This is a genomic window from Sorangium sp. So ce327, from assembly GCF_051530205.1.
Taxonomy (GTDB): domain Bacteria; phylum Myxococcota_A; class Polyangia; order Polyangiales; family Polyangiaceae; genus Sorangium; species Sorangium cellulosum_B.
The window spans coordinates 4241351-4262999 of the sequence record NZ_CP150330.1; the positions used below are offsets into that span (position 1 = coordinate 4241351).

23 protein-coding genes are annotated in these 21649 nt (G+C 72.3%); 11 read left to right on the forward strand and 12 right to left on the reverse strand.

The features are described from left to right. Positions 1–124 precede the first annotated feature (124 nt). Both WME95_RS15965 and WME95_RS15970 read right to left on the reverse strand, forming a co-directional pair. Complete coding sequence (locus tag WME95_RS15965; protein WP_437909211.1) at positions 125–952, reverse strand: SRPBCC family protein; 828 nt, start codon at positions 950–952, stop codon at positions 125–127. Between the two features lie 189 nt (positions 953–1141). After that, entirely contained in the window at positions 1142–1759 is a 618-nt protein-coding gene (locus tag WME95_RS15970; protein WP_437909212.1) for a bactofilin family protein, read from the reverse strand. Positions 1760–2305: 546 nt separating this feature from the next. Here WME95_RS15970 and WME95_RS15975 point away from each other — a divergent pair. Beyond that, the gene (locus WME95_RS15975; protein ID WP_437909213.1) at positions 2306–3382 is read left to right on the forward strand and encodes a hypothetical protein; all 1077 of its coding nucleotides are present in this window, start codon (positions 2306–2308) and stop codon (positions 3380–3382) included. Between the two features lie 45 nt (positions 3383–3427). Here the strand turns inward: WME95_RS15975 and WME95_RS15980 are convergent, their stop codons facing one another. Beyond that, positions 3428–4003: a DUF99 family protein gene (locus tag WME95_RS15980; protein WP_437909214.1), complete on the reverse strand. Its 576-nt coding sequence runs from the start codon at positions 4001–4003 to the stop codon at positions 3428–3430. A gap of 60 nt (positions 4004–4063) precedes the next feature. Between WME95_RS15980 and WME95_RS15985 the strand changes: the two genes are divergently transcribed. Continuing rightward, complete coding sequence (locus WME95_RS15985) at positions 4064–4738, forward strand: hypothetical protein (RefSeq protein WP_437552708.1); 675 nt, start codon at positions 4064–4066, stop codon at positions 4736–4738. Positions 4739–4797: 59 nt separating this feature from the next. Here the strand turns inward: WME95_RS15985 and WME95_RS15990 are convergent, their stop codons facing one another. Next, positions 4798–5766 (reverse strand): COX15/CtaA family protein, encoded by a 969-nt coding sequence (locus WME95_RS15990; RefSeq protein ID WP_437909215.1) that lies wholly within the window; start codon positions 5764–5766, stop codon positions 4798–4800. A gap of 190 nt (positions 5767–5956) precedes the next feature. On the opposite strand from WME95_RS15990, the gene WME95_RS15995 reads away from it, so the two are divergent. The 7 genes from WME95_RS15995 to WME95_RS16025 all read left to right on the forward strand — a co-directional run bounded on the left by WME95_RS15995 (position 5957) and on the right by WME95_RS16025 (position 12650). Continuing rightward, on the forward strand, positions 5957–7123 hold the full coding sequence (locus tag WME95_RS15995; protein WP_437909216.1) for a diguanylate cyclase: 1167 nt from the start codon (positions 5957–5959) through the stop codon (positions 7121–7123). Positions 7124–7145: 22 nt separating this feature from the next. Beyond that, the gene (locus tag WME95_RS16000) at positions 7146–8609 is read left to right on the forward strand and encodes a sigma-54-dependent transcriptional regulator (RefSeq protein WP_437909217.1); all 1464 of its coding nucleotides are present in this window, start codon (positions 7146–7148) and stop codon (positions 8607–8609) included. A gap of 92 nt (positions 8610–8701) precedes the next feature. Further along, on the forward strand, positions 8702–10093 hold the full coding sequence (locus WME95_RS16005) for a TolC family protein (RefSeq protein ID WP_437552712.1): 1392 nt from the start codon (positions 8702–8704) through the stop codon (positions 10091–10093). A 120-nt stretch (positions 10094–10213) separates the two neighbouring features. After that, on the forward strand, positions 10214–11005 hold the full coding sequence (locus tag WME95_RS16010) for a cytochrome c biogenesis protein (RefSeq protein ID WP_437552713.1): 792 nt from the start codon (positions 10214–10216) through the stop codon (positions 11003–11005). Between the two features lie 4 nt (positions 11006–11009). Further along, entirely contained in the window at positions 11010–11288 is a 279-nt protein-coding gene (locus tag WME95_RS16015; protein WP_437909218.1) for a CcmD family protein, read from the forward strand. Then, positions 11288–11431 carry a hypothetical protein gene (locus tag WME95_RS16020; protein WP_012235483.1) on the forward strand — a complete coding sequence of 48 codons (144 nt, stop codon included), beginning with the start codon at positions 11288–11290 and terminating at the stop codon, positions 11429–11431. Before WME95_RS16015 ends, WME95_RS16020 begins: the two co-directional genes overlap by 1 nt. A gap of 79 nt (positions 11432–11510) precedes the next feature. Next, positions 11511–12650, forward strand: a complete 1140-nt coding sequence (locus WME95_RS16025) for an acyl-CoA dehydrogenase family protein (RefSeq protein ID WP_437552715.1) — start codon at positions 11511–11513, stop codon at positions 12648–12650. 22 nt (positions 12651–12672) lie between these two features. Here the strand turns inward: WME95_RS16025 and WME95_RS16030 are convergent, their stop codons facing one another. Continuing rightward, positions 12673–13638, reverse strand: coding sequence for an FHA domain-containing protein (locus WME95_RS16030; protein ID WP_437552716.1), 966 nt, complete (start codon positions 13636–13638; stop codon positions 12673–12675). A gap of 259 nt (positions 13639–13897) precedes the next feature. After that, entirely contained in the window at positions 13898–14047 is a 150-nt protein-coding gene (locus WME95_RS16035) for a hypothetical protein (protein WP_157906681.1), read from the reverse strand. 311 nt (positions 14048–14358) lie between these two features. Between WME95_RS16035 and WME95_RS16040 the strand changes: the two genes are divergently transcribed. Together WME95_RS16040 and WME95_RS16045 are read left to right on the forward strand one after the other, a co-directional pair. After that, positions 14359–15567: a protein phosphatase 2C domain-containing protein gene (locus WME95_RS16040; protein WP_437552717.1), complete on the forward strand. Its 1209-nt coding sequence runs from the start codon at positions 14359–14361 to the stop codon at positions 15565–15567. Between the two features lie 11 nt (positions 15568–15578). Next, on the forward strand, positions 15579–16289 hold the full coding sequence (locus WME95_RS16045) for a pseudouridine synthase (RefSeq protein WP_437909219.1): 711 nt from the start codon (positions 15579–15581) through the stop codon (positions 16287–16289). Here WME95_RS16045 and WME95_RS16050 read toward each other — a convergent pair. From WME95_RS16050 to argJ, 6 genes are all read right to left on the reverse strand, one after another. Continuing rightward, positions 16255–17355, reverse strand: coding sequence for a dipeptide epimerase (locus WME95_RS16050; RefSeq protein ID WP_437909220.1), 1101 nt, complete (start codon positions 17353–17355; stop codon positions 16255–16257). The genes WME95_RS16045 and WME95_RS16050 overlap by 35 nt on opposite strands. A gap of 28 nt (positions 17356–17383) precedes the next feature. Continuing rightward, positions 17384–17995, reverse strand: coding sequence for a TlpA family protein disulfide reductase (locus tag WME95_RS16055; protein ID WP_437909221.1), 612 nt, complete (start codon positions 17993–17995; stop codon positions 17384–17386). A 20-nt stretch (positions 17996–18015) separates the two neighbouring features. Next, the gene (gene fabZ, locus WME95_RS16060; protein ID WP_437552721.1) at positions 18016–18483 is read right to left on the reverse strand and encodes a 3-hydroxyacyl-ACP dehydratase FabZ; all 468 of its coding nucleotides are present in this window, start codon (positions 18481–18483) and stop codon (positions 18016–18018) included. A gap of 41 nt (positions 18484–18524) precedes the next feature. Continuing rightward, the gene (locus WME95_RS16065; protein WP_437552722.1) at positions 18525–19121 is read right to left on the reverse strand and encodes an OmpH family outer membrane protein; all 597 of its coding nucleotides are present in this window, start codon (positions 19119–19121) and stop codon (positions 18525–18527) included. A 48-nt stretch (positions 19122–19169) separates the two neighbouring features. Beyond that, positions 19170–20045: a hypothetical protein gene (locus WME95_RS16070; protein WP_437909222.1), complete on the reverse strand. Its 876-nt coding sequence runs from the start codon at positions 20043–20045 to the stop codon at positions 19170–19172. A gap of 330 nt (positions 20046–20375) precedes the next feature. After that, entirely contained in the window at positions 20376–21551 is a 1176-nt protein-coding gene (argJ, locus tag WME95_RS16075) for a bifunctional glutamate N-acetyltransferase/amino-acid acetyltransferase ArgJ (RefSeq protein WP_437552724.1), read from the reverse strand. Positions 21552–21649 lie beyond the last annotated feature (98 nt).

Here is a 21649-nt window from a genome sequence, read left to right on the forward strand (position 1 = left end):
GGGCGCGTGAGCCGCCCCGGTAGAATCGAGCGGGGAAGGGCGGACGGAAGGAGGGAAACGGAGGAGGGGTGGTTGGACGCTCTGTCGCGAGGCGCCCTGTCGGTTGGGTCGGTTGCGAGGAGAGCTAGCGGTGCGCCACGTCCTTGTCGCGGCGGACGCCTGTGTCGTCGGCCGGCGGCAGATCGGCCACGCTCGCCGGCAGCACGGCGGGGGCTGCCGTCCCGCTGCCCTGGTCGTCGCCTCGCGCGGCGGGAGCCGAGCCAGCGGACGCGGCGGCGGACGTGCTCGCTGCGGTGCCCGGCGGAACGTCGGTGGCGGCGGCGGTGGTCGCCCCGGCGGGGGGCGCCTCGGACTGTGCGCGATTCCGCACGGCGGTCACCGCCTTGTCGGCCGCCTTGACGAGCTGTGTCGTCACGACCGAGGGCGGGAAAGGGAGCTTCGGGGCGACGAAGATCTCGAGCTTCAGGATCGTGTGGTGCTCGTCGACGGCGCGGAGCCGCCAGCGGGCGCGGAAGTCGGCGACGTTGCCGCGCTTGTGGCGGCCGGAGATCACCTCGTCGGCGCCGTCCTTGGTGGGCGGCGACATGTCGGCGACCGTCCAGATGTGCGCGGCGCCGTTCAGGATCGGCACCTGGAGATAGACCTCGCTCGTTCCCTTGCGCTTCGTGAGCACGCGGCTCTGGTCGAAGGGGCCGATGAACGTCTTGTAGTTGCCGTAGGAGGTGACGATCTTCCGGACCGTCGACAGGGGCGCTTTCACGAGGATCGCCGCGCCCCCGGTGTCGATCGCGGCGACGGGCCCGGTGGTCTTCAGCGTGTACCGGAGCGCCTTCCCGAGCGACGCGAGCTTCTCCGACTCGGCGTCGGCGGCGCGGGCCGCGCGCGGCGAGAGGGAGAGGGCGAGGACGGCGAGCGAGAAGGCGATCAGGGACAGGGACCACAGTTTCTTCATGGACTCTCCTGTTCGAGCGACGTCCGTCAGCGCGGGCTCCCCCCCACGTCGCGGACATGCGCCTCGGGCGGCGAGACCGCAGCCCCTCGCTAGATGTAACTCCGTCAGCACGCGGCCGCACGCCTGCGCACTACAGAAAACATGCTTTCTTCGGACGAGGGCGGAATTCAGCGGTCGGCGTCGGCGCGCTCAACGCTCACGCGCGCGTTGCGCGCTGCCGCCGCTGTCGTCGGTCGTGGGCGTCGTGGGCGTCGTGGGCGTCGTGGGCGTCGTGGGCGCGGCGCTCGCGGCCTGTCCGGCAGCGTCGGCGTCGGGCTCGGACGACGCCGCGGGCGGCCGCAGGGGCCGCTCGCCTGGCTCCTCGTCGAGCGGGGCCATCTTGCAGGAGCCGTCGAACTGCACGCCGCGGTCGATGAAGATGGCGGGCGCGTGCAGGGCGCCGGTCACCTTGGATGGAGCGTAGAGCTCGATGGCATCGCGGGCGCGGATGCTCGCCTGCACCTCGCCGCCCGTGACGATGCACGTGACGACGTGGATCTCCCCGATCACGAGCGCCCCTTCGCCGATCACGAGCACGTCCTCGCCGCGGATCTCGCCGCGGAAGCTGCCGTCGATGCGCACGCGGCCCTCGAAGAAGAGCTTGCCTTCGAAGTGCGTACCGCGGCCCAGGAGGGCGTTGATCTCGGTGGGCCGGTGGCCCCCGCCGTCGTCGCCGCGGGGGCTTCCTGGGGATCGCGGCGAGAGGGGCGAATCCCTGTCGCCCGGGAAGGACATCGGCTCCATCGCCCGCTGGCTTACTTCAGGCATCGTCACATTCGCAACGGGGGCGCGCGTCAGCCCCGTAACGGGCGCGCGGCGGCGGCCGTGGTTGTTGAATGATTACCAATGCTTGGGTGGTCTTTGCAGCAGGGTACGTTTTCTGCAGAGGGGCGGACCGAGCAGGTGTCCCGGCGCGCTGACCGCCGGGGGCGCGCGGAGTGGGGCCGACGTTTGGCCAAGCGCGCGGTGGAGCGCGAGGGTCCGAGGCGACCAGGAGAGGGAGTGGAGATGACGTTCCGATCGTTGCTTGTGGCTGCCGGTGTCCTGGGCAGCATCTCGGTAGCGTCCGCGCAGACGCCGCCCGCCCAGCCGACAGCTCCGCCGGTCGATCCCACGCCGCTCCAGCCGACCGAGCAACCGGCCGCCCCGGCGCCGGCAGCGCCCGGCGCTCCTGCCGCGGTTCCCGGCGCTCCTGCTGCTGCGCCGGTTGCCGCTCCGCCCGCGGAGCCGGCGCCCCCCGCGCAGCCTCAGCCTCCGGCGGAGGCGCCGTCACCCCCGGAGACTTCGCGGCCGGACTCAGGCGCGGTCTCCCCGGTGGTGCAGTGGAATCAGGCCACCGCAGCGGACTCGATGCAGGAGGAGGACGAAGAGACGAACCTGCGCTGGCGGGGGACGACGTTCACCTGGAACCAGGCCGGCAGCACGACCCTCTTCGGCGTCGGCGGCGAGTACGCGCCCGACATCCAGGTCTACGGCTGGGACTTCACGCTGAGGCCGAGCTACTACCTGCTCGACCGCCCCAAGGACAAGGTGTCCCTGTCAGCCGAGATCGGCTGGCTGGTCGAGCTCACGAACAGCGACATCACGGCGGACCGACGGGAGACGCAGCTCAAGGACGCCTCGCTCGGCGCCCAGTACAGGCGCGAGCTCTGGCAGAGCGGCGGCGCGAACAAAGGCGATTACAAGACGGACGCCGCCATGCGGCTGCGCGTGATCCTGCCGACCTCGCCGGCGAGCTGGAACTCCGGCAAGTACTTCACCCTGTCGCTCGGCCCGCAGATCACGCAGAAGGTCAAGCTGCTCGGCTCGAAGGCCAGCGGGCTCAACGATGTGACGGCGAGGCTTGGTGTGATGTATGCGCACCTGTTCTCGAGGTCATTCACGCCGGTGAACGGCGACCTCAACCGGCCCCGGATGAACCCGAGCGGCGAGGTGGCCCCCGATGAGCAGCTGAGCGGGACCTCTTTCGTCATGGACCGATTGACCGTGAGCCTCGACTTCAGCCTACCGCTCTACAAGGACCTCTCGATGGCGACGAGCTTCGCCCTGCTCCCCCAGTGGAAGCACGGGTTCGAGGACCTGTGCGCCAAGATCGCGACCGGCTGCGCCCCGGTCGAGTCCCGCGGCGAGACCTACCATCCGAGCACGTCGTTCGACATCAACCTGAACTACCCGGTCTACGAGGTTGTCGACCTCACGCTCGGCTACAACAACACAACGAGGCAGCTCGGGGAGGGCGGCCAGCGGAGGAACTTCTTCTACAGCCCTGACGCTCAGTTCTATCTCGACATCAACGCCAACCTCGACGTCATCTACTCGAAGGTGACAGGCCGCGGGAAGAAGGCCGAGAAGGCGGGCACCGCCGGCGCTCCGCGCCGGCAGGCGCTCTGACGCGCGCGAGCCGTCGCGGCCCGTCCGCGGCTCGTCAGCGTCCCGTCACGCGCGCCCGCGGCTCTCGCCGGTGGTCAGCCCGCCGGCGATGAGGTGCGCGGCGCGCAGGGGCTCGGGGAGGCGGCCGTTCACGGAGAGCCGCGCGATGAGCGCGCTCGCGTCGTCCAGCGAGATGCCGGCGCGCTGCACGTGCACGCCCGCGACCGGCTCCATCGGGCCGGCGCGCTGGATGAGCGCCCACTTGCGGCGTCCCCCCCGGACGCGCGAGAGCAGCGCGTCGCGGATCGCGTCGAGGTCGGGGAGGCGCCGCGCCACCACCACGACCGGCAGGGCGAGGGCTTCGTGCAGCGCCGCGAGATCGACGACGTTGAAGCCCGCCACCGCGATGCCCTGGAGCATGACCACCTGCGCCTGGGCGTAGAAGCGGGAGCCGCGGATCATCGCGGCGATCGCGGGGGTGGCGTTCCGCCCGTCGCGCCTCACGCGGGTGGAGAGGACGCCCTCGAGGCGCAGCCCCGAAAAGACGGTCCCGACGACCTGCACGTCGCCGCGGTGGTCGCGGGCGAACGGCGCGTCGTCGACGCCGATGACATGCGAGAAGCGTGGAGCGCGGGCCGGCACACGCGGAGCTTACCGTGCTGCCGCCTTTGCCGGGCCAGGCGGTCGTGCTGTACTGCTAGGATGCGACCTTCCAGGCACCTCTCGCTGAGCCTCTCGCTGGCCCTCGGCCTCGCCTCGTCGCTGGCCCTCGCGCAGGGCGCCACCGCCCAGCCGGCCCCGAAGGCCCCCGCGGCGCCGGAGAAGGCCGCGGCCCCGCAGAAGCCGGCGGTCAACAAGCCGCGCGGCGGCACCGCCGGGGCGCCGAAGCGCCCCGGGCGCGCGCGCAAGCCCAAGAAGGACGCGCAGGCGAGCCTCGCCGGGCGGCCGGTCGCCACCTTCCCCGGCTTCCGCATGCTCCCGACCGGCGGCTCGCGCGTGTTCGTGCAGATCCACGGCGGCAAGGTCGACGTCGCCGAGTCGAAGGCTGCCGGACGCCTCGTCTACCGGCTGAAGGGCGCGGGGGCGATCCAGACGAACCGCTTCCCGCTCGTGACGTCGTTCTTCGCGACCCCGGTGACCCAGGTGCAGCTCGTCGGCCAGGGCAACGATCTCGACATGGTGATCGACCTGCGCACCCAGGCCGACGCGACCTACCGCGTGCTCGAGACCGATCAAGGGATGGTGCTCCAGGTCGACTTCCCCCCGTCCGTCCCCGAGCAGCGCTCCGCGGCGCCGGCCGAGGGAGCGCGCAAGCGCTCGGAGCGCCGCACGATCTCGCAGGACCCCGGGAGCGACGAGGAGAGCTCGGATCTCTAGGGCTCCGGCTGGCCGCGGCGGGGGCCCGGGCCGAGGCCGAGCTCACCGCTTCAGGGCAACTAGAGGGCGACCGCCTCCCGCCGGGCCTTCTCCCCGGGCGGGCTCGCGTCCGCCGGCGAGGCCGACTCGCTCATCGCCGCCGCGGCGAACGTGACGAGGACCATCCACAGGAGATCGGCGAGCAGGAGGTGGACGAGCTGCATCCACACCGGCGCGAGCAAGAAGAGGTTGAGGAGCCCCGCGCCGATCTGCACCAGCACGAGCGCTCCGGTCGCCGCCGAGAGCCGCGCGATCTCAGGCGAGGGGCGCCGGGCAGCGACGGCGCCGCGGGCGAAGAGGAGGTAGACGCTCACGGCCGCCGCCACGGTCGGGTGCAGCACGCGCAGCTGCAGCAGGAAGTGCGCCGCGGGCGAGAAATCCTGCGCCAGGCCCTCGCGGAGCGACGCCGCGGCGAAGAGCGTGTCCCCGAGCGCGGCGATGGCCCCGGTCACGCCCACCGCCAGGACCCCCGCGAGCCCGGCGCCGAGCAGCGCGCCCGTCACCCCCTGGCCGCGCAAGCGCACGCGCCGGCCCCCGCGCGCCCAGTAGAGGGTGCAGGTCATGGCGCCCACCAGCAGGAACGTGTTGATGAGGTGCACGGCCATCCAGAGCGCGCGGGCCGCCGACGCGTCGTGGGCGACGTACTCGAGCAGGACGATCCCGGCGCCGACCGCCGCCTCGGTGATCATGAACAGCATCGACGCGGCCGCGCCGCCGCGCACGGGGTGGCCCGACGGATACGCGACGAAGGCCCAGACGAGCTGCAGCGCGACGAGCAGGAACGCGACGCCCGAGGTGGCGCGGTGCGTGAACTCGATGAAGGTCGCCGCGCTCGGAGAGCGCGGGATGACGTCGCCGTTGCACGTCGGCCAGTGGCTGCCGCAGCCGGCCCCCGAGCCGGTCGCGCGCACGAACGCGCCCCACAGGATCACGCCGAGCGTGAAGGCCAGCGCGAGCGCCGCGAGCTTCCAGAACCGCGCCTGAGTCATGCCGGGTCCTTACCGCGAAACCAGCGCGACGGCAGCCCGCGCGAGATCGGCGACGCAGGGGCGACTTGCCCGGGCAACTCCCGCGATTGCCTTCGTGATTGCGCGCGACCGCGCGCGACCTTCGGCGAGGCGGCGTCCGCCGCAGCGCGATCTCGTTGCGCCCGGCCCCGGCTGAAGGGAGGATGTGCCGGTGCCGAACAGCGACGAACTCCGAAGCGCCCCGCTCTCCGCGCCGATCGAGCTACCGAGCGGTCGACCGGCCAGGATCGTCGTCGCGGACGACGACCGCCTCGCGCGCCAGATGCTGGCGAGCATCCTCCAGAAGGCCGGCTTCCAGGTCGAGGCGGTCGACGACGGTCAGGAGGCGATCGAGCTGATCGGGCGGGGAGGGGTCGATCTCGTGCTCCTCGACATCGTGATGCCCCGGCTCACCGGCCTCGAGGCGTGCAGGCTGCTCAAGAGCATGACCTCCGAGTCGTTCCTCCCCGTCGTGCTGGTCACCGTGAAGAGCGACACGGCGAACCGGGTCGAGGGGCTCAAGATCGGCGCTGACGACTACGTCTGCAAGCCGTTCGAGGAGGAGGAGCTCCTCGCGCGGGTCGGCGCGATGCTCCGGATCAAGCGGCTGCACGACCAGGTCGCGGCGCAGCGCGCCTACCTGGAGCAGCTCTCCATCCACGACGAGATGACGGGGCTCTACAACTACCGTTACCTCTTCACGCGGCTCAACGAGGAGTTCAAGCGCGCGGAGCGCTACCACGAGCCGTTCGCCTGCGTGCTCGTCGACATCGATCGGCTGAAGGTGATGAACGAGACCGGGGGGCGCACGCTCGGTGACGCCGTGATCCGGCGCGTGGCCGATGGGATCCGCCGCTCCGTCCGGGAGGTGGACGTGGTCGCGCGCTACGGCGGCGAGGAGTTCCTCATCGTCCTGCCGAGCACCCACTTCGCCGGGTCGCTGACGGTGGCCGAGCGGATCTGGCGCGAGGCCGCCGGCAACCCGGTCGAGTTCGGCGGAGAGGCGAGGCCGTGCAGCGTCTCGATCGGCGTCGCGCTCTACCCCTCGCGCGACGTCCGCTCCAAGGACGGGCTGATCCGCGCCGCCGAGAGCGCGCTCAACCAGGCGAAGCGCGAGGGCGGCAACCGGATCTGCGTCTTCCAGCAGCACGGCCAGATCTACACGCCGGCGGCGAGCGGCGAGCCGCAGTCCTCGCCGCCGCCGGGGAAGCTCCGCCGCTCCAGCGATCCCGCCTTCGCCGCGACGCACGCGGGGCATGCGCCCGCGGACGAGCCGAGGGAGCCGCAGACGCGCCGGGGCACCGACCTCCCGCCCTTCGCCTCACGCAAGCCGCTGTAGTCGCGCCTCGCCGCTCCGCCTCGTGAACGCCCCAGATCGCGCCCGTATCCTCCTCGTCGACGACGAGCCGGCCCTGCGCCGCGGCCTGGCGCGCGCGCTCGTGCGCGACTTCGACGTCCTCACCGCGGAGGACGGCCCCGCGGCGCTCGGGCTGCTCGCGACGACCCGCGTCGAGGCGGTGCTGCTCGACCTCGCCATGCCGCGCATGAGCGGCGCCGAGGTGCTGGATCGGATCAGGGCCACGTACCCCGACGTCGAGGTCGTGGTGATGGCCGGCCACGCCGACCTCGACGCCGCGATCGCGGCCGTGCGCGCCGGCGCGTACGGGTTCGTGACGAAGCCCGTCGACGCGGAGGCCGCGGTCTCGATCGCGATCGAGCGCGCGATCGAGCGCCGGCGGCTCGAGGGCCGCGCGCGGGCCCTCGAGGAGCGGGTCGACGAGCACGAGCAGCTCGGCGAGGTGATCACGAGCTCCGCCGCGATGCAGGACGCCTACAGGAAGGCCCTCGGCGTGGCGGCCGTCGGCGCGCCCCTGCTGCTGATCGGCGAGCGCGGGACGGGCAAGGAGCTCGTCGCGCGCGCCGTCCACCGGCGCGGCCCGCGCGCCGCGCGGCCGTTCGTGGCCGTCGACTGCAGCGCGCTGCCGGGGTCGCGGGCCGAGGACGAGCTCTTCGGCGAAGGCGGCGACGCCTCGCCGGACGGGCGCGCCCGCGGGGGCCTGATCGAGGCGGCGGACAAGGGCACGCTCTTCCTCGACGAGGTCTCGGCGCTGCCGCCCGCGGCCCAGGCCAGGCTGCTCCGGGTCCTCACGCACGGCGAGATCGCGAGGGCGGGGGGCGAGCCGCGCCGCGTCGACGTGCGCGTGATCGCGTCGGCGTGCGAAGGCCTCCGCGAGCTCGCCTCCGCCGGCCAGCTCCGGGAGGATCTCGCGTACCGGCTCGGCGTCATCGTCGTCGAGCTGCCGCCGCTCCGGCGGCGCAAGGAGGACGTCGCGCTGCTCGCGAGCCACTTCCTGAACCGGTGCGCGCGCAGGCACGGGCGCGACGTCAAGCGGATCGGCCCCGAGGCGGCGCGCCTGCTCCGCGAGCACGCGTGGCCGGGCAACGCGCGCGAGCTCGAGAGCGCCATCGAGCACGCCGTGATCTCCGCGCGCGGCGAGGCGATCCTGCCCGCGGATCTGCCGCCCTCGGTGTCGGGGCGCTCCGGGCCGCCGCTTCGCCCTCCGAGGGACGCGCTCGTCTTGCCGGCCGAGCTCTGCGATCTCGCCTACGCGGAGGCCAAGGAGCGCGCCGTCGACGCGTTCGATCAGATCTACGTCGGGCGCCTGCTGGAGCGCACGGGCAACAACCTCAGCGAGGCGGCGCGGCAGGCGGGGATGGATCGCTCGAACTTCCGGAGGCTGAAGAAAAAAGTCGCGTCGCGCGGAGACGAGCCGGCGCAGGGGGAGAGCGACGGGGCGGGGCCGAGCAAGGGCGGCGCGGGCTGACGCGCGGACACGTCGCGGCCCACGTCGCGCGCACACGTCGCGCGCGCACGTCGCAGAAGCGCGCGGCCGGCTCGTGCTACGTTGCGCCGAAAATGGCCCGACGCGCTGCACGAGCTGCCCTTGCTGCCGCCGCCGTTTCCCTCGCGGTCCGGCTCGCGCCGCTCCCTGCTGCCGCCGCCGACACCGGCGGGGCGCCCGGGCGGCGAGCGGCGGTGGTCCACGATCTCCCCGGCGTGCTCGCGCTCGCCGACCGCAATCACCCGAACGTCGCCGCCGCGCGCGCGAAGCTCGACCAGGTCCGCGCGCAGCTCGACGAGGCCCGGTACGCCCCGTTCTCGCAGTTCAAGCTGACGGGCGGCGTCGCGCTCGCGCCGACCGTCCGCGGGAACAACGTCTTCAGCCCGAACACCGACGTCTCGCTCACCTCGAGCCTCGGGGTCGGCTGGCGCGTGAACATCGACGGCGTCGTCCCGCTCTGGACGTTCGGGAAGATCACGAACCTCTGGGACGCCGCCGAGGCGAACGTCCGGGTGAACCAGGCGAGCGTCGAGAAGGAGCGGGACGCGGTGCGGCTCGACGTCCGCAAGGCCTATTTCGGCCTCCAGCTCGCGCGCGACTCGCGGAGCCTGCTCGTCGACGTGAGGGCCGAGATGGACAAGGCCCTCCGGCGCCTCGAGGAGCAGGTCGAGCGCGAGGAGGGCGATCCCATCGAGCTGCTCAAGCTGCAGACCTTCGGGGCCGAGCTCGAGGCGCGCGGGGCCGAGGTCGACAAATACATCTCGGTCGCGCTGGCGGGGCTGCGCTTCTACACGGGCGTCGCGGAGCTCGACATCCCCGACGTCCCGATCCGCCCGCCGAACCACCGGCTCGGCCACGTCACCCGTTACCTGACCGCGGCGCGCCTGTACCGGCCGGAGCTCGCGCAGGCGCGCGCCGGCTTCGACGCGAGGTCCGCGCAGGTGCGGCTCGCGCGCGCGCAGCTGTTCCCCGACATCGGCATCGCCCTGCAGGTCGGGGTGAGCGCCGCCCCGGAGGTCGCGGATCAGCTGAACCCGTTCACCAGCGACCCCGGCAACTTCTTTCACTACAGCGCGGCGCTCGCGCTGCAGTGGAAGCTCGACCTCTTGCCGCAATCGGCGCGCATCCGCGCCGCCGAGGCGCAGCTCGAGGAGATGGCCGCGACGCAGCGCTTCGCCATGGGCGGGGTCGCGACCGAGGTCGAGACCGCCTATGCCGAGGTCGTGGAGGCCCAGAAGCGGCTCGACGCGTACACCAAGGCGGCCAAGTACGGGAAGCGCTGGCTCGTGATGGTGCAGCAAGGAATCGACGTCGGGACGATGGCGGACAAGGATCTCATCGATCCAGCCAAGGCATATGCCACGAACCGATTCAACCAGCTGAACGCGACGATGGATCTCGACATGGCGATGTCGCGGCTGGCGAAGGCGACCGGCTGGGACGCCATCGCGCCGGACGGCACCTGAGCGAGGGGGCGGCCGCGCTGAGGCACGCGCTGCGTCGCTCGGGCGCCGCTCGGGCGCCGCTCGGCTCAACGTCACCCCGGCTTGAACGCGACCGTCCTTGGCAGTACGGTGCGCGACAGCATGGGAGCCAACGTCAACGTCGAGCGGGCGCCGCACAAGGTGGCTTTGGCAGCGAACGGTGATGCGGCGCGGCGCGCGGCGAGCGGCGCATCCGCGGGCGCCAGCATCGCGTTTTACGTCCTGCTCGCGGCGTCGGCCCTCGCCGTCATCGGCACTCTCCACTTCGTGGCCTACGTCGTGCCGACCGAGGCCTCGATGGGGATCGTGCAGAAGATCTTCTACTTCCACGCCCCCGCCGGGTACGCGATGTACATCGGCGCGACCATCTGCTTCATCGGCTCCGCCGGCTACCTCGCGCGCGGCACCCAGCGCTGGGATTCGCTGGCGAAGGCCGGCGCCGAGGTCGCCGTGGCGATGGGGCTGATCGTCCTCGTCACCGGTCCGCTGTGGGCCGCCAAGGCGTGGGGCGTGTACTGGACGTGGGATCCGCGCCTCACGACGTCGCTGCTCAGCGTGCTTATCTACATCGCTTACGTCGTGCTCCGCGCCTTCACCGGCGACAGCGACGCCGAGCGCAAGTTCGCGGCGGCCCTGGGCGTCCTCGGCGCGGCCAACCTGCCGATCATCCATTATTCGGTGAAGATGTGGGGCGGTAACCACCCCACGGTCATCACGGGCAAAGGCGGCGGCCTCGGGCACCCTGACATGAAGATGGCGCTCGGCTTCGGCTTCCTCTCGTTCACCCTGCTCACCCTCGCGCTCGTGTGGGCGCGTTACCGCGTCGATCTCGCGTCCGCGCGGCTCGCGGAGCTCGAGCAAGAGGCCCTCGAAGCCGGCATCGGAGAGGACTGACAACATGCAATCCAATCATTCCTTGTTCTCCCATGCGGCGTTGCAGCAGCCGACGAGCACCACGACGGACGACCGAGCGCAGGCGTTCCGCCCCGTTCAGGGGGGGAACGACATGCAGAGCGGAGAGAAGCTGCTGGTCGAGGCGTACGCCGCGATCTGGCTCATCCTCTTCGCGCTGGTCTTCGTCTCCTGGCGCCGGCAGAAGCAGATCGACCGGCGCATCGACGCGCTCGAGGCCGCCGTGCAGAAGGCGCGGGCTGGAGCGGGCCAGGGGGCGGGCTGATGCCGAACCTGGGGGAGATGACCCCGCAGCACGCGCTCTACATCCCCGTGGTGCTGATGCTTGGGCTGATCGTCGGCTACATTCTGGGCAGCCGCGCCGTGCGCGCCGAGCTCGAGCGACGCAGGCGCAGAATGAAGGAGTGACGGGGGCGCAGGCCCTCGTCCCGCGTAGCTGGCGGGCCCGCCGAGCGCCGTCCCCGCCCCACTAGCCGGAGGTCACAAGGTGGTCGATTTCTCTGTGAGCGAAGAGCACAAGGCTCTCATCGATACGGCGCGTCGCTTCACGAAGGAGCGCATCCTCCCGATCGCGGCCGAGTGCGATCAGAAGTCGTACTTCCCGATGGATGTCTTCGTGGAGGGCTGGAACATCGGCCTCGTCAACCCGACGTGCCCGGCCGAGTACGGCGGCCCGGGGATGGGCGAGCTCGAGAACGCCCTCCTCGCCGAGGAGCTCTCGTACGGATGCACCGGGATCCAGACGAGCTTCCTCGCGAACGGCCTCGCGCTGACCCCCATCAAGCTCGCCGGCAACGAGGATCAGAAGAAGAAGTACCTCGGCATGCTCACCGCCGAGCCGATCATGGCGAGCTACTGCACGAGCGAGCCGGACGCGGGCAGCGACGTCGCGGGCCTCAAGACGCGCTTCACGAAGCACGGGGACGACTACGTGCTGAACGGGCAGAAGTGCTGGATCACGAACGCGAGCTACGCGCGCTACTACGTGATCTTCGCGACGTCGAACCCGGAGCTGCGGCACAAGGGGATCGCGGCGTTCATCGTCGACCGCGACACGCCCGGCGTCCGCGTCGGCAAGAAGGAGGACAAGCTCGGCCAGCGGGCGAGCGACACCGCCCAGGTGTTCCTCGATGATGTGAAGGTGCCGAAGGCGAACCTGCTCGCGCCCGAGGGGCAGGGCTTCAAGCTCGCCATGGAGACCTTCAACCAGACCCGCCCCGACATCGGCGCGGCCGCGACGGGCCTGATGCGGCGCTGCGTCGACGAGTGCGTGGCCTACGCCAAGGAGCGCAAGACCTTCGGCCAGCCGATCGGCAACCACCAGCTCATCCAGTGGATGCTCGCGGAGATGGCGATCCGCGTCGAGGGGACGCGCCTGCTCTACCAGAAGGCCGCGTGGAACCTCGATCACGGGGTGCGCGACCCGATCGTCTCGAGCTTCGCGAAGGCCTACGGAGCTGACAGCGCCATGCAGACCGCCGTGGACGCCGTGCAGGTGTTCGGCGGCAACGGCTACGTGAAGGAGTACCCCGTCGAGAAGATGATGCGCGACGCGAAGGTCCTCCAGATCTACGAAGGCACGAGCCAGATCCAGCGCCTCGTCATCGCGCGCCAGCTCCTCGCGTAGCGCGCCGCGAGGGCGACCCGCGTCAGGTCTGCGGGTGCCAGACCAGCGTGAGCTCGGGGCCGAGCGTGAGCGCGAGGCCCTCGGCGGGCACCATCACGCGGCGGACCTTCTGGCCTGCGAACCTCGTCCCGTTCGTCGAGCAGAGATCGAGGGCCATGATCTCCGCGCCGTCCCGCAGGAGCAGCAGGTGGGTCCGCGAGATGTGCGTGCTCAGGACGGCGCGCAGGCCGCGGTCGAGGCAGTTGTCGGCGCGCCCGAGCAGCACGCCGTCGTCGAGCGCCTGCTGGGGCAGCTCGACCGCGGCGCTGCGCTCGCTCGATTGCAGCGTGAGCCGCACGTACCCGCTCTTCGCGCGCGGCGCCACCATCTCCTCGATGTGCGAGACGGGGCGCACCGACGTGATGTGCGAGATCTCTCCGCGGGCGAAGCGGTGGCTGGTCGTGATGCCCTCGGTCGCCGGGGGCGGCGCGGCGCCCTCGCTGACGGCCTTGCTCGCGACGCTCTCGAGGCCGCGCGGCGGCTCGCTCATCCCGCACGAGCTCACCTCGAGCACCCTCGATGAGGCGCGCGGCCCGACCGGGAGCCCGCCGACCACGTGCTTGCCGATGCGCACGAGCAGCGGGCCGCTGACGACGATCGACCGCCGCGGCACGTCGTCGTCCACGAAGAAGGGGATCGAGGTCTGCAGATCCATGAGCCGCAGGCCGAAGCCGCCGTCGGGGAGGTTGCAGCAGGTGGCGACCAGGTGGCGCACGCAGACGTCGTCGCCCGACGCGAACTTCATGTCGCAGCGCGGGTGCGAGCCGAAGACGGCATATGCGCCGCTGTTCGCGGGCAGGTCCAGCCACGCGACGTCACCGCCTGACACCCGGAACAGCCGGTACCCCTCGGTCATCGGCGACTCGGGAGGGTTCAGCGCCATCACCGCCTCGGCGGTGGACAGCGCGCGCCGCATCGTGGCGACGTCGATCCGCGGTTCTACCGTCATCGCGCGCTCCACGAGCGGCGCGAGGTCGCGCGCCCCGCAGTCCGCGTCGGACCGCCGAGCTCGAGCGTGAACGGCCGAGTCGCTGCGCAGGCCTCCGGCAGAGCCGCGGCAGGAGCGAGCGTGGTGGATGTCAGGCAGCGGCGAGGCCTCATGCGGTCGAGCCGAATCCTACCGGAATTTTTCGTCTGGGGCTCTTCCGCTGCGCGCCCCGAATCTGCTGTGGCCGGCGGGGCTCAGGGCGAGACGACGGCTGTCCGGTTCAGCTCACGCCGACGCTGACCTCCGCAACGAGCTCGCCGCCCCAGCGCCAGAAGGCCACCGAGCGGCTGAACAGGACGATGACCTCCAGCCCGAGCCCTCCGCCGAATTCGAGCCGAAAGCGCCCGACGTCCACCTCGATGAGTTGCATGCTCCCCGAAGACGCGAGAGTCGGGCCAACCGTGGATCCGTGCGCGTTGCACGCTGGTGTGTCCGCCGGAGGCACGGCCTCGCCTCGGCCGGTGCGCAGGGCGCGCCGGCCCGCGTCAGCGGGGCCAGGGCAGGGCGAGGCCCCGCTGCGCGCCGCCGCGAGGGGGGCAGCGGGGCGGCGACGTGGCGCGCGCTCGCGGCAGGGACAGGGGGAGGGCCGGCCGACGCAGGCGAGCGGGCGTGGAGCCGCCGCGCGGTCGTCGACAGACGCGCCATTTTGACGCCGCCCGCACGGTGTCTATCCTGGTCGCGGTGTCCCGGATCCTCCCACGCTTCGACTATCGCATCGAGTTCGCCGCATCGACCGATGTCGGCCTCGTCCGCCCGAGCAATGAGGACCGGATCCTCTGTTGCCCCGAGCTCGCCCTCTTCGGCATCGCCGACGGGATGGGCGGCCACGCCGCGGGCGAGGTCGCGGCTCAGATCGCTGTCGACACGGTGCGCGGCGAGGTGCTCCGTCCGCCCGCCGCCGCCATCCTCGACGCGTACGTGGCCGACCCGAACATCGAGGCGCGGCGCGAGGTGTTCGCGCTGCTCCGGCGCGTGGCCGAGGCCGCGCACGCGGCCATCCTGGAGGCGCGCCGCACGGAGCCGAGCTACCAGGGGATGGGCACGACGCTCGATTTCGTCGTGCTCGCGCACAGCCGGGCGTTCTTCGCCCACGCGGGCGACAGCCGCGCGTACCTGGTTCGCCCGACGACCACCGTCCAGCTCACCCAGGACCACGCTCTCTACGATACGCTCCGCGCGGCCGGCAACCCGACCCCGGCCAGGAAGCCGCAACGGAACCCGCTCGTGAACGCGATCGGGCTCGCGGGCACCGTCGCGGTCGACACCGTGTTCGTCGATCTCTCGCGCGGCGACCGCATCCTCCTCTGCACCGACGGGGTGCACAACGCGATCGACAGCGAGGCGTCGCTCTCCCGCTTCTGCTCGAAGGGCGGGCCCGAGGAGGTCGCCGCCGGCCTCCTCGGCCACGCGCGCGAGCGGGGGGGCCACGACAACGCGAGCGTGATCGTCATCGACATCAAGGAGCGCTTCGTGAAGCGCGCGGACGACGCCGGCCCGTCCTCGCGCGATCTGTCGGTGCTCTCCGCGTGCCCGCTCCTCGCCGGCATGAGCCCCGCGGCGGTGCTCGGGGCGCTCGCGGCCGGCGTGGAGGTGGAGCTCGGCGCGGGGGATCGGATCCCGCGCGACGTCGCGAGCGATCTGGTCGCTTACCTGGTGCTCGACGGGGCCGTGAATCTGCCGGACGGGCGGCGCGTCGGGTCCTCCGGCCTGCTCTTCCCGGAGTCGCTCGTGGGCGCGCGGCGCAAGGGCGAGCTGCCGGTCGCCGCCGCGCGGACGCGGCTCATCCGGATCCGCAAGGACGATTTCGCCGAGGTCTGCGAGCACGACGCGGAGCTCGCGGCCGCCCTGTACCAGCGGCTCGCGCGGTACCTCGCGCTCGGGACGGGATGAGCGCGGCCGAGATGCAGCTCTCCCTGCTCCACCTGGACGATCGTGTCGCGGCCTTCGCGAAGCCGTCCGGGCTGCTCGTGCACCGCGGCTGGGGCGACGCGCCGGTCGTGTTCGTCGACCTCGCCGAGCGCGCGCTGGGCCGGAAGGTCTACCCGGTCCACCGCCTCGACCGCGCGACGAGCGGCGTGCTGCTCGTCGCGCTCGACGCCGCCGCCGCGGCGCTGCTCTGCGCGCAGTTCGAGCAGGGCCTCGCGCGGAAGCGCTACCTGGCGCTCGTGCGCGGCGTCCCCCCCGAGCGCGGGTGCGTCGATCACCCGATCCCGCGGCGCGAGGGGGGGCCGCGCGTGCCGGCCGTCACCGACTTCGAGCGCCTCCACGCGCTCGAGCGCTACGCCGTCGTCGAGGCGCGCCCGCGCACGGGCCGCCTGCACCAGGTGCGGAGGCACCTCAAGCACATCAGCCACCCGATCATCGGCGACGTGAACTACGGCAAGGGCGAGCACAACCGCCTGTTCCGCGAGCGGTATGCGCTGCACCGCCTCGCGCTCCACGCGGCCGAGCTCGCCGTCGCCCACCCCGAGACGGGCGCGCCGCTGCGCCTCGCCGCGCCGCTGCCCGACGACCTGCGGGGCCCGTTCGATCTGCTGGGCGTGCCGGCGTGGATCGGCGCTGTCGGCGACGCGGCCGCTAGCCCGCCCCTGGAGAGCGGCGCTCCGGGGTGACGCCGTGGCCGGCGCGGATCCCCTCGAGGGAGAGCGCCGGGCCTCGCTGGACGAAGCCGCCGTCGAACGGGTTCTCGGCGAGGAACAGGGGCGTGTCGAGATCGACGAACGAGAACCCGCCGAGGCCGGCGGCGAAGCACGCCGACGCCGTCATCGCGAGCACCGACTCGACCATGCCGCCGATCATGAGCCCGAGCCCCGCGGCGCGGGCGACCGCCGCGATGTCGAGCGCCTCGGCGATGCCGCCCTTCATCAGCTTGATGTTCACCACGGTCGCCGCGCGCTCCGCCGCGACGCGGAGCACGTCCTCCGCGGAGGCGGCGCTCTCGTCGGCGGCCACGTCGACGCCGGCGCGCCGCGTGACCTCCTTCATGCCGTCCCAGTCGTCCCGCGGCACCGGCTGCTCCAGCAGCGCGACGTCCGCGCCGAGCCGGCGCGCGTGCGCGACGAGCGCGAGCGCCTCGCTCGCGGTGAGCCCGCCGTTGCCGTCGAGGATCAGCGACGCCCCGGGCGCGGCCGCGTGGATCGCCTCGATGCGCGCCGGGTCCGACGCGGCGAGGCGGCCGCCGACCTTCACCTTGAGCGCGCGGAAGCCCATGGCCGAGGCGCGCCGCGCGGCCTCCTCCGCGCGCTCCGGTGAGCCGGTGGTGATGGTGATGTCGGTCGTGAGCGCCGTCCCCGAGCCGCCGAAGAAGGCCCAGAGCGGCATGCCCGCGCGCTTCGTGAGCGCGTCGAGGATCGCGGTCTCGATCGCGCAGCGCGCCGCGCCGGCGCCGCCCCCGGACGCCTCGCGGAGCGCGCGCGCGACGGCGCGCCACGCGCGCGCGTCCGAGCCCACCGCGGCCTCGCGCAAGGAGAGGGCGGCGGCGCGCGACCCGTCCTGCGTCTCGCCGTTGAACGCGGGCAGCGGCGCCGCCTCGCCGAAGCCGAGCGTCCCGTCGGCGAGCTCCACGGTGACGAGGAGGTTCGCCGCGCGCTCCTGCGCGCCGCCGGCGATGCCGAACGGCTCGTGCAGCGGGATGTCGAGCGCCTCGACGGAGACGCGCCGGATCAGGGTGGGGGTCATCAGGACGAGCGTCGCCTCCTCGGGAGCGTCAAGGGGATCGGCGGCCGTCGTCGGCAGGCGGCGGAGCCGCCGCCGGGCCGAGCAGCGCCTCGACCTCCCGGGAGATCTTGTCCTCCTCGCCGTCCTCGTAGCCCGCGTGGATATGGCGCACGACGCCGTCCCGATCGACGACGAACGCGGTCGGCATCCTCCGCGGCCTGTACGCCTTCTCCGCGCGCTGGTCCTTGTCCCAGAGGATCTTGAACCTGACGCCCGCCTCGTCCGCGAACCCCGCGAGCTGCTCCGTCGAGACGTCCTCGGGGGCGTCGAGGGAGACGGCGAGCACGGCGAGATTGCCGCCGAAGCGGTCGACGAGCTCCTGGTACTTGGGGAACGATCTTCTGCAGGGGCGGCAGTAGGTCGCCCAGAAATCGACGATCACCACCTTGCCGCGCGCGTCCTTGAGCGTCGAGGGCCCCTCGCCGCTCACGACCTCGGCCGCGAGCTCGGGCGCCGCCGAGCCGATCAGGCCGCCGCCCGTCGCGGGCGCAGGGGGCGCGATGGGCGCGGCGCCGCCGCAGCCGCCTGCGAGCGAGAGGGCGAGCGAGGCGCAGAGGGCCGCGAGGACCCGGGCGAACGACGGCGATGGACTGGGCCTCATGATGCGATCTCCCTCCCCGATCAGGGCTCGCGATCCACGATGGAAGCGAGCATCTCTCCCTCGGCGCAGAGCGTCCCGTCGACGCTCGCCTCGCCGCGCAGCTTCCAGACGTTCGAGCGGTGGTGCAGCACCTCGGCGTAGAGATCGAGCCGGTCGCCGGGCGTCACGGTGTGGCGGAACTTCGCCTTGTCGATGCCAAGGAAGAACATGAGGTTCGACGTGGCGTCGAACGGATCCGACGCATAGGCGAGGATGCCGCCGAGCTGCGTGAGCGACTCCAGGATCAGCACCCCGGGCATGATCGGCCGCTGGGGGAAGTGCCCCTGGAACCAGGGCTCGTTGTAAGCGACGCACTTGTAGCCGCGGATGCACTTGTTGGCGGTGATCTCCGTCACCCGGTCGACCATCACGAAGGGGTAACGGTGCGGCAGGATCGACAGGATCTGATGGATGTCGAGCGTGACGGGCGCTTGGGTTCGCTCAGGCAAGGCCGGCTCCTTTCCGCGGTGCGGAGCGCGCGGGCGGCGCGCTACTTCGCGTCGTCCTTCTTCTCTGCCTTGTCGCCGCCCGCGTCGTCCTCGCCGCCGCCGGTGTTGTAGAGCTGGATGACCTGCTCCGTCAGATCGAGATCGGCGCGGACGTACGGGGCCGCTTGCTTGTCGAAGATGATCTCGTAGCCCGACTTCTTCGCGATCCGGCCGACGATGAGCATCATCTTCTTGAGGATGGGCCCGGTGAGCTCGCCCTGCTTCTTCTGGAGCTCCTTGTTGTAGTCGACGAACACGGTCTGGAGCTCGACCATCTGGCGCTGCCAGTCCTCCATCCGCTTCTGGAGCGACTCGCGCGAGAGCACGCGCGACTGCTTCTCGATGTCCTCGCGCGCCCGCTGGAGCTCGGTCTGCTTCGCGTCGAGCTCCTGCTGCCGCCGGTCGAAGAGCTTCTTCAGCGTGGCCTGCGCCCGGATGCCGTCCTCCGTCTGCATGACGGCGTGCTGCACGTCGACGACGGCGATCCGGGTCTCGGCGGCGGCGACGCTCGGCACGACGAGGGCGAGCGACACGGCGGCGGCGCGGGCGATCCGAGCGAAGAGCGGCGCGGGCCGATGGACGGGAGAGCGGGAGACCATTGGAGGCGATTACCCGCCGCGTGACGGACGGTCAAGGTGTGCGGGGAATCAGAGGCACTTGCCCGAGATGCAGCTCTCGCCGTCGGGGCAAGGCTCGTCGAGCGAGCACTCCGGCGCGACCTCCTCCCGCGTCTTGCAGAACCCGTCCTCGCAGCCGACGAAGCGGCTGTCGATGAGCTGGCAGGCCCGGGTGTTCTCGCACGGGTAGTGGCAGTAGCCGTCCTCCATGCACTCCTGACCCTGCGCCGCACAGGCCTTGGCGCCGCAGCCGGGCTGAGGCGAGGGATCGTCCATGCACGCGCCGGTGGCCGCGTTGCACACCTCGCCGGGCGCGCAGTCCGCGTGCGTCGCGCAGCCGGTGGTGCAGGCGCCGTCGACGCAGACCGCGCCGCCCTCGCACGGGGCCGCGTCGCCGCACTCGGGGTTCGCGGGGTCGGGGACGCAGACCCCGCGGTCGCAGCGCGTGCCGGGCTCCGCGCAGGGCGCGGCGTTGGAGCAGCCATCGGCGCACTCGCCGTTCACGCACACCCTGCCGTCGCCGCACTCGTAGCTGAACTCGCACGCCGCGATGCAGAGCCCGTCGACGCACCGCGTGCCGTCCTCGCATGCGCCGTCGCCGTCGCAGGGACACGTGGTGAGCTCCGCGTCGCACTCGGCCTCCGCGCCCCCCGCGCCGCCCTGGCCTGCGCCGCCCTGGCCCGGGTCTACCGGACCCGCGCCGCCCTGACCCCCGCTGCTGCCGGTGTCGATGTCCGGCTCCACGGGGCGACACCCGTAACCGTCGCAGAGGAAACAGTTCTCGCCATCGGGGTCGCACTGGAGCGACGCATCGCCACAGCCGCCGCAGCCCGTCGAGGTCGCGGCGATCATCAGGAACAGCGCGCCTCGGCCCAGGATCTTCGCAAGGGGGGAATGAAGAAGCATCGAAGTCCTCCAGCGGCGGCCGGCACCGGCGCGGCCTTCCCGCACGACTACCATGACGCGCGCTAACACGCAGCGTGCCACGGGGCGGCAGGAGAGGAGCGCCGGGAAGCCCGACGAGGCGCTCATTTTGTGAACCCGCTTGTGAACCTGCGTTCACCTGCGCTCGTCGCGCGAGGTTCACTGATCCGCGGGGGTCGCGCGGTGTGAGGCGGGGGACGGCCGGCGCTCGGGGCCGGGGAGCGATGGGGAAGGCCGCAGCCGGCGCTTCCGGTCGGGGCGAAGGCGCGGGGGCGCTCCCTGCGAGCAGCCCGGCCGGTCACCCCGTGAGGATCAGGAGCGGTACCCCGCGTTCACGTCGACGTAGCCGTGTCCGAGATCGCTCGTGAGGTACGCGAAGTCGCCGGGGCCGCCGCCGAGCACGAGCTCGATGACGTAGGTGTCGCGCGCGAGCACCTCGTTCGCCTTGAGCTCGGCTTCCGCCCCGATCGGCGCGCCGTTCCGCACGATCGGGATCCCGCCGACGAGGATCTGGGCCTCGCGCGGGTCGAAGGGGACGCCTGCGCGGCCCGCGGCGGCGAGCAGCCGCCCCCAGTTCGCGTCCTTGCCGAACAGCGCCGTCTTCACGAGCATCGACGTGGCCACCGTACGCGCGACGGCGCGCGCACCGTCGCGCGTCGCGAGCCCGCGGACGCGGATCTCGGCGACGTGCGTGCTGCCCTCGCCGTCGGCCACCATCGAGCGCGCGAGCTCGCCGCACACCTCGGTGAGGCCCGCCGAGAGCTCGTCGCGCGAGACGCGGCGCTGCGACGCGCCGGAGGACAAGAGGAGCACCGTGTCGTTGGTGCTGGTGTCCCCGTCGACGCTGCACGCGTTGAACGTCACGTCGCACGAGGCCGCCAGCGCGTCGCTCGCCTCGCCGGCGTCGAGCACGGCGTCGGTGAACAGGAAGACGAGCATCGTCGCGTGGGGCGGGCCCACGTCGGGGTGGATCATCCCGGCGCCCTTGCCGATGCCGAGCAGCGTCGCGCCGGCGCCGAGCTTGCGCTGCGCGAGCTTCGGCCAGCGGTCGGTCGTGCAGATCGCCTGGGCGAAATCGAGGTAGCCCTTCGGCGACAGGCGGGCCGACAGCTCGGGGACACGCTCGATGATCCGGTGCGCGGGCAGGACGGCGCCGATCACGCCGGTCGAGGCGGGGAGCACCTCGTCCTCCGAGGCGCCGATGGACTCGGCGACGGCGCGCGTCGTGTCGAGCGTCGCCTTCCAGCCTGCCTCGCCCGTGCACGCGTTCGCGCACCCGCTGTTGGCGACGACGGCGCGAGCGCGCCCCGACCGGACGCGCTGCATCGCGATGTCCACGGGCGCCGCGCGCACCACGTTCCGCGTGAACATGCCGGCCACGATCGCCGGCTGATCGGCCACCGCGAGCGCGACGTCGATGCGCCCGTCTTTCCGGATCCCGGCGCTGACGGCGCCGAAGCGAAACCCTGCAACTGGCTCGAAGCTCATGAGGGCGCGGAGTCTACGCACGAACGCGCGCCGGGAGAAAGCGACAAGCGGAAGGCGCGCGCGCCGGCGGATGAGACGCCGGGAGGCGGCCGAGCTGA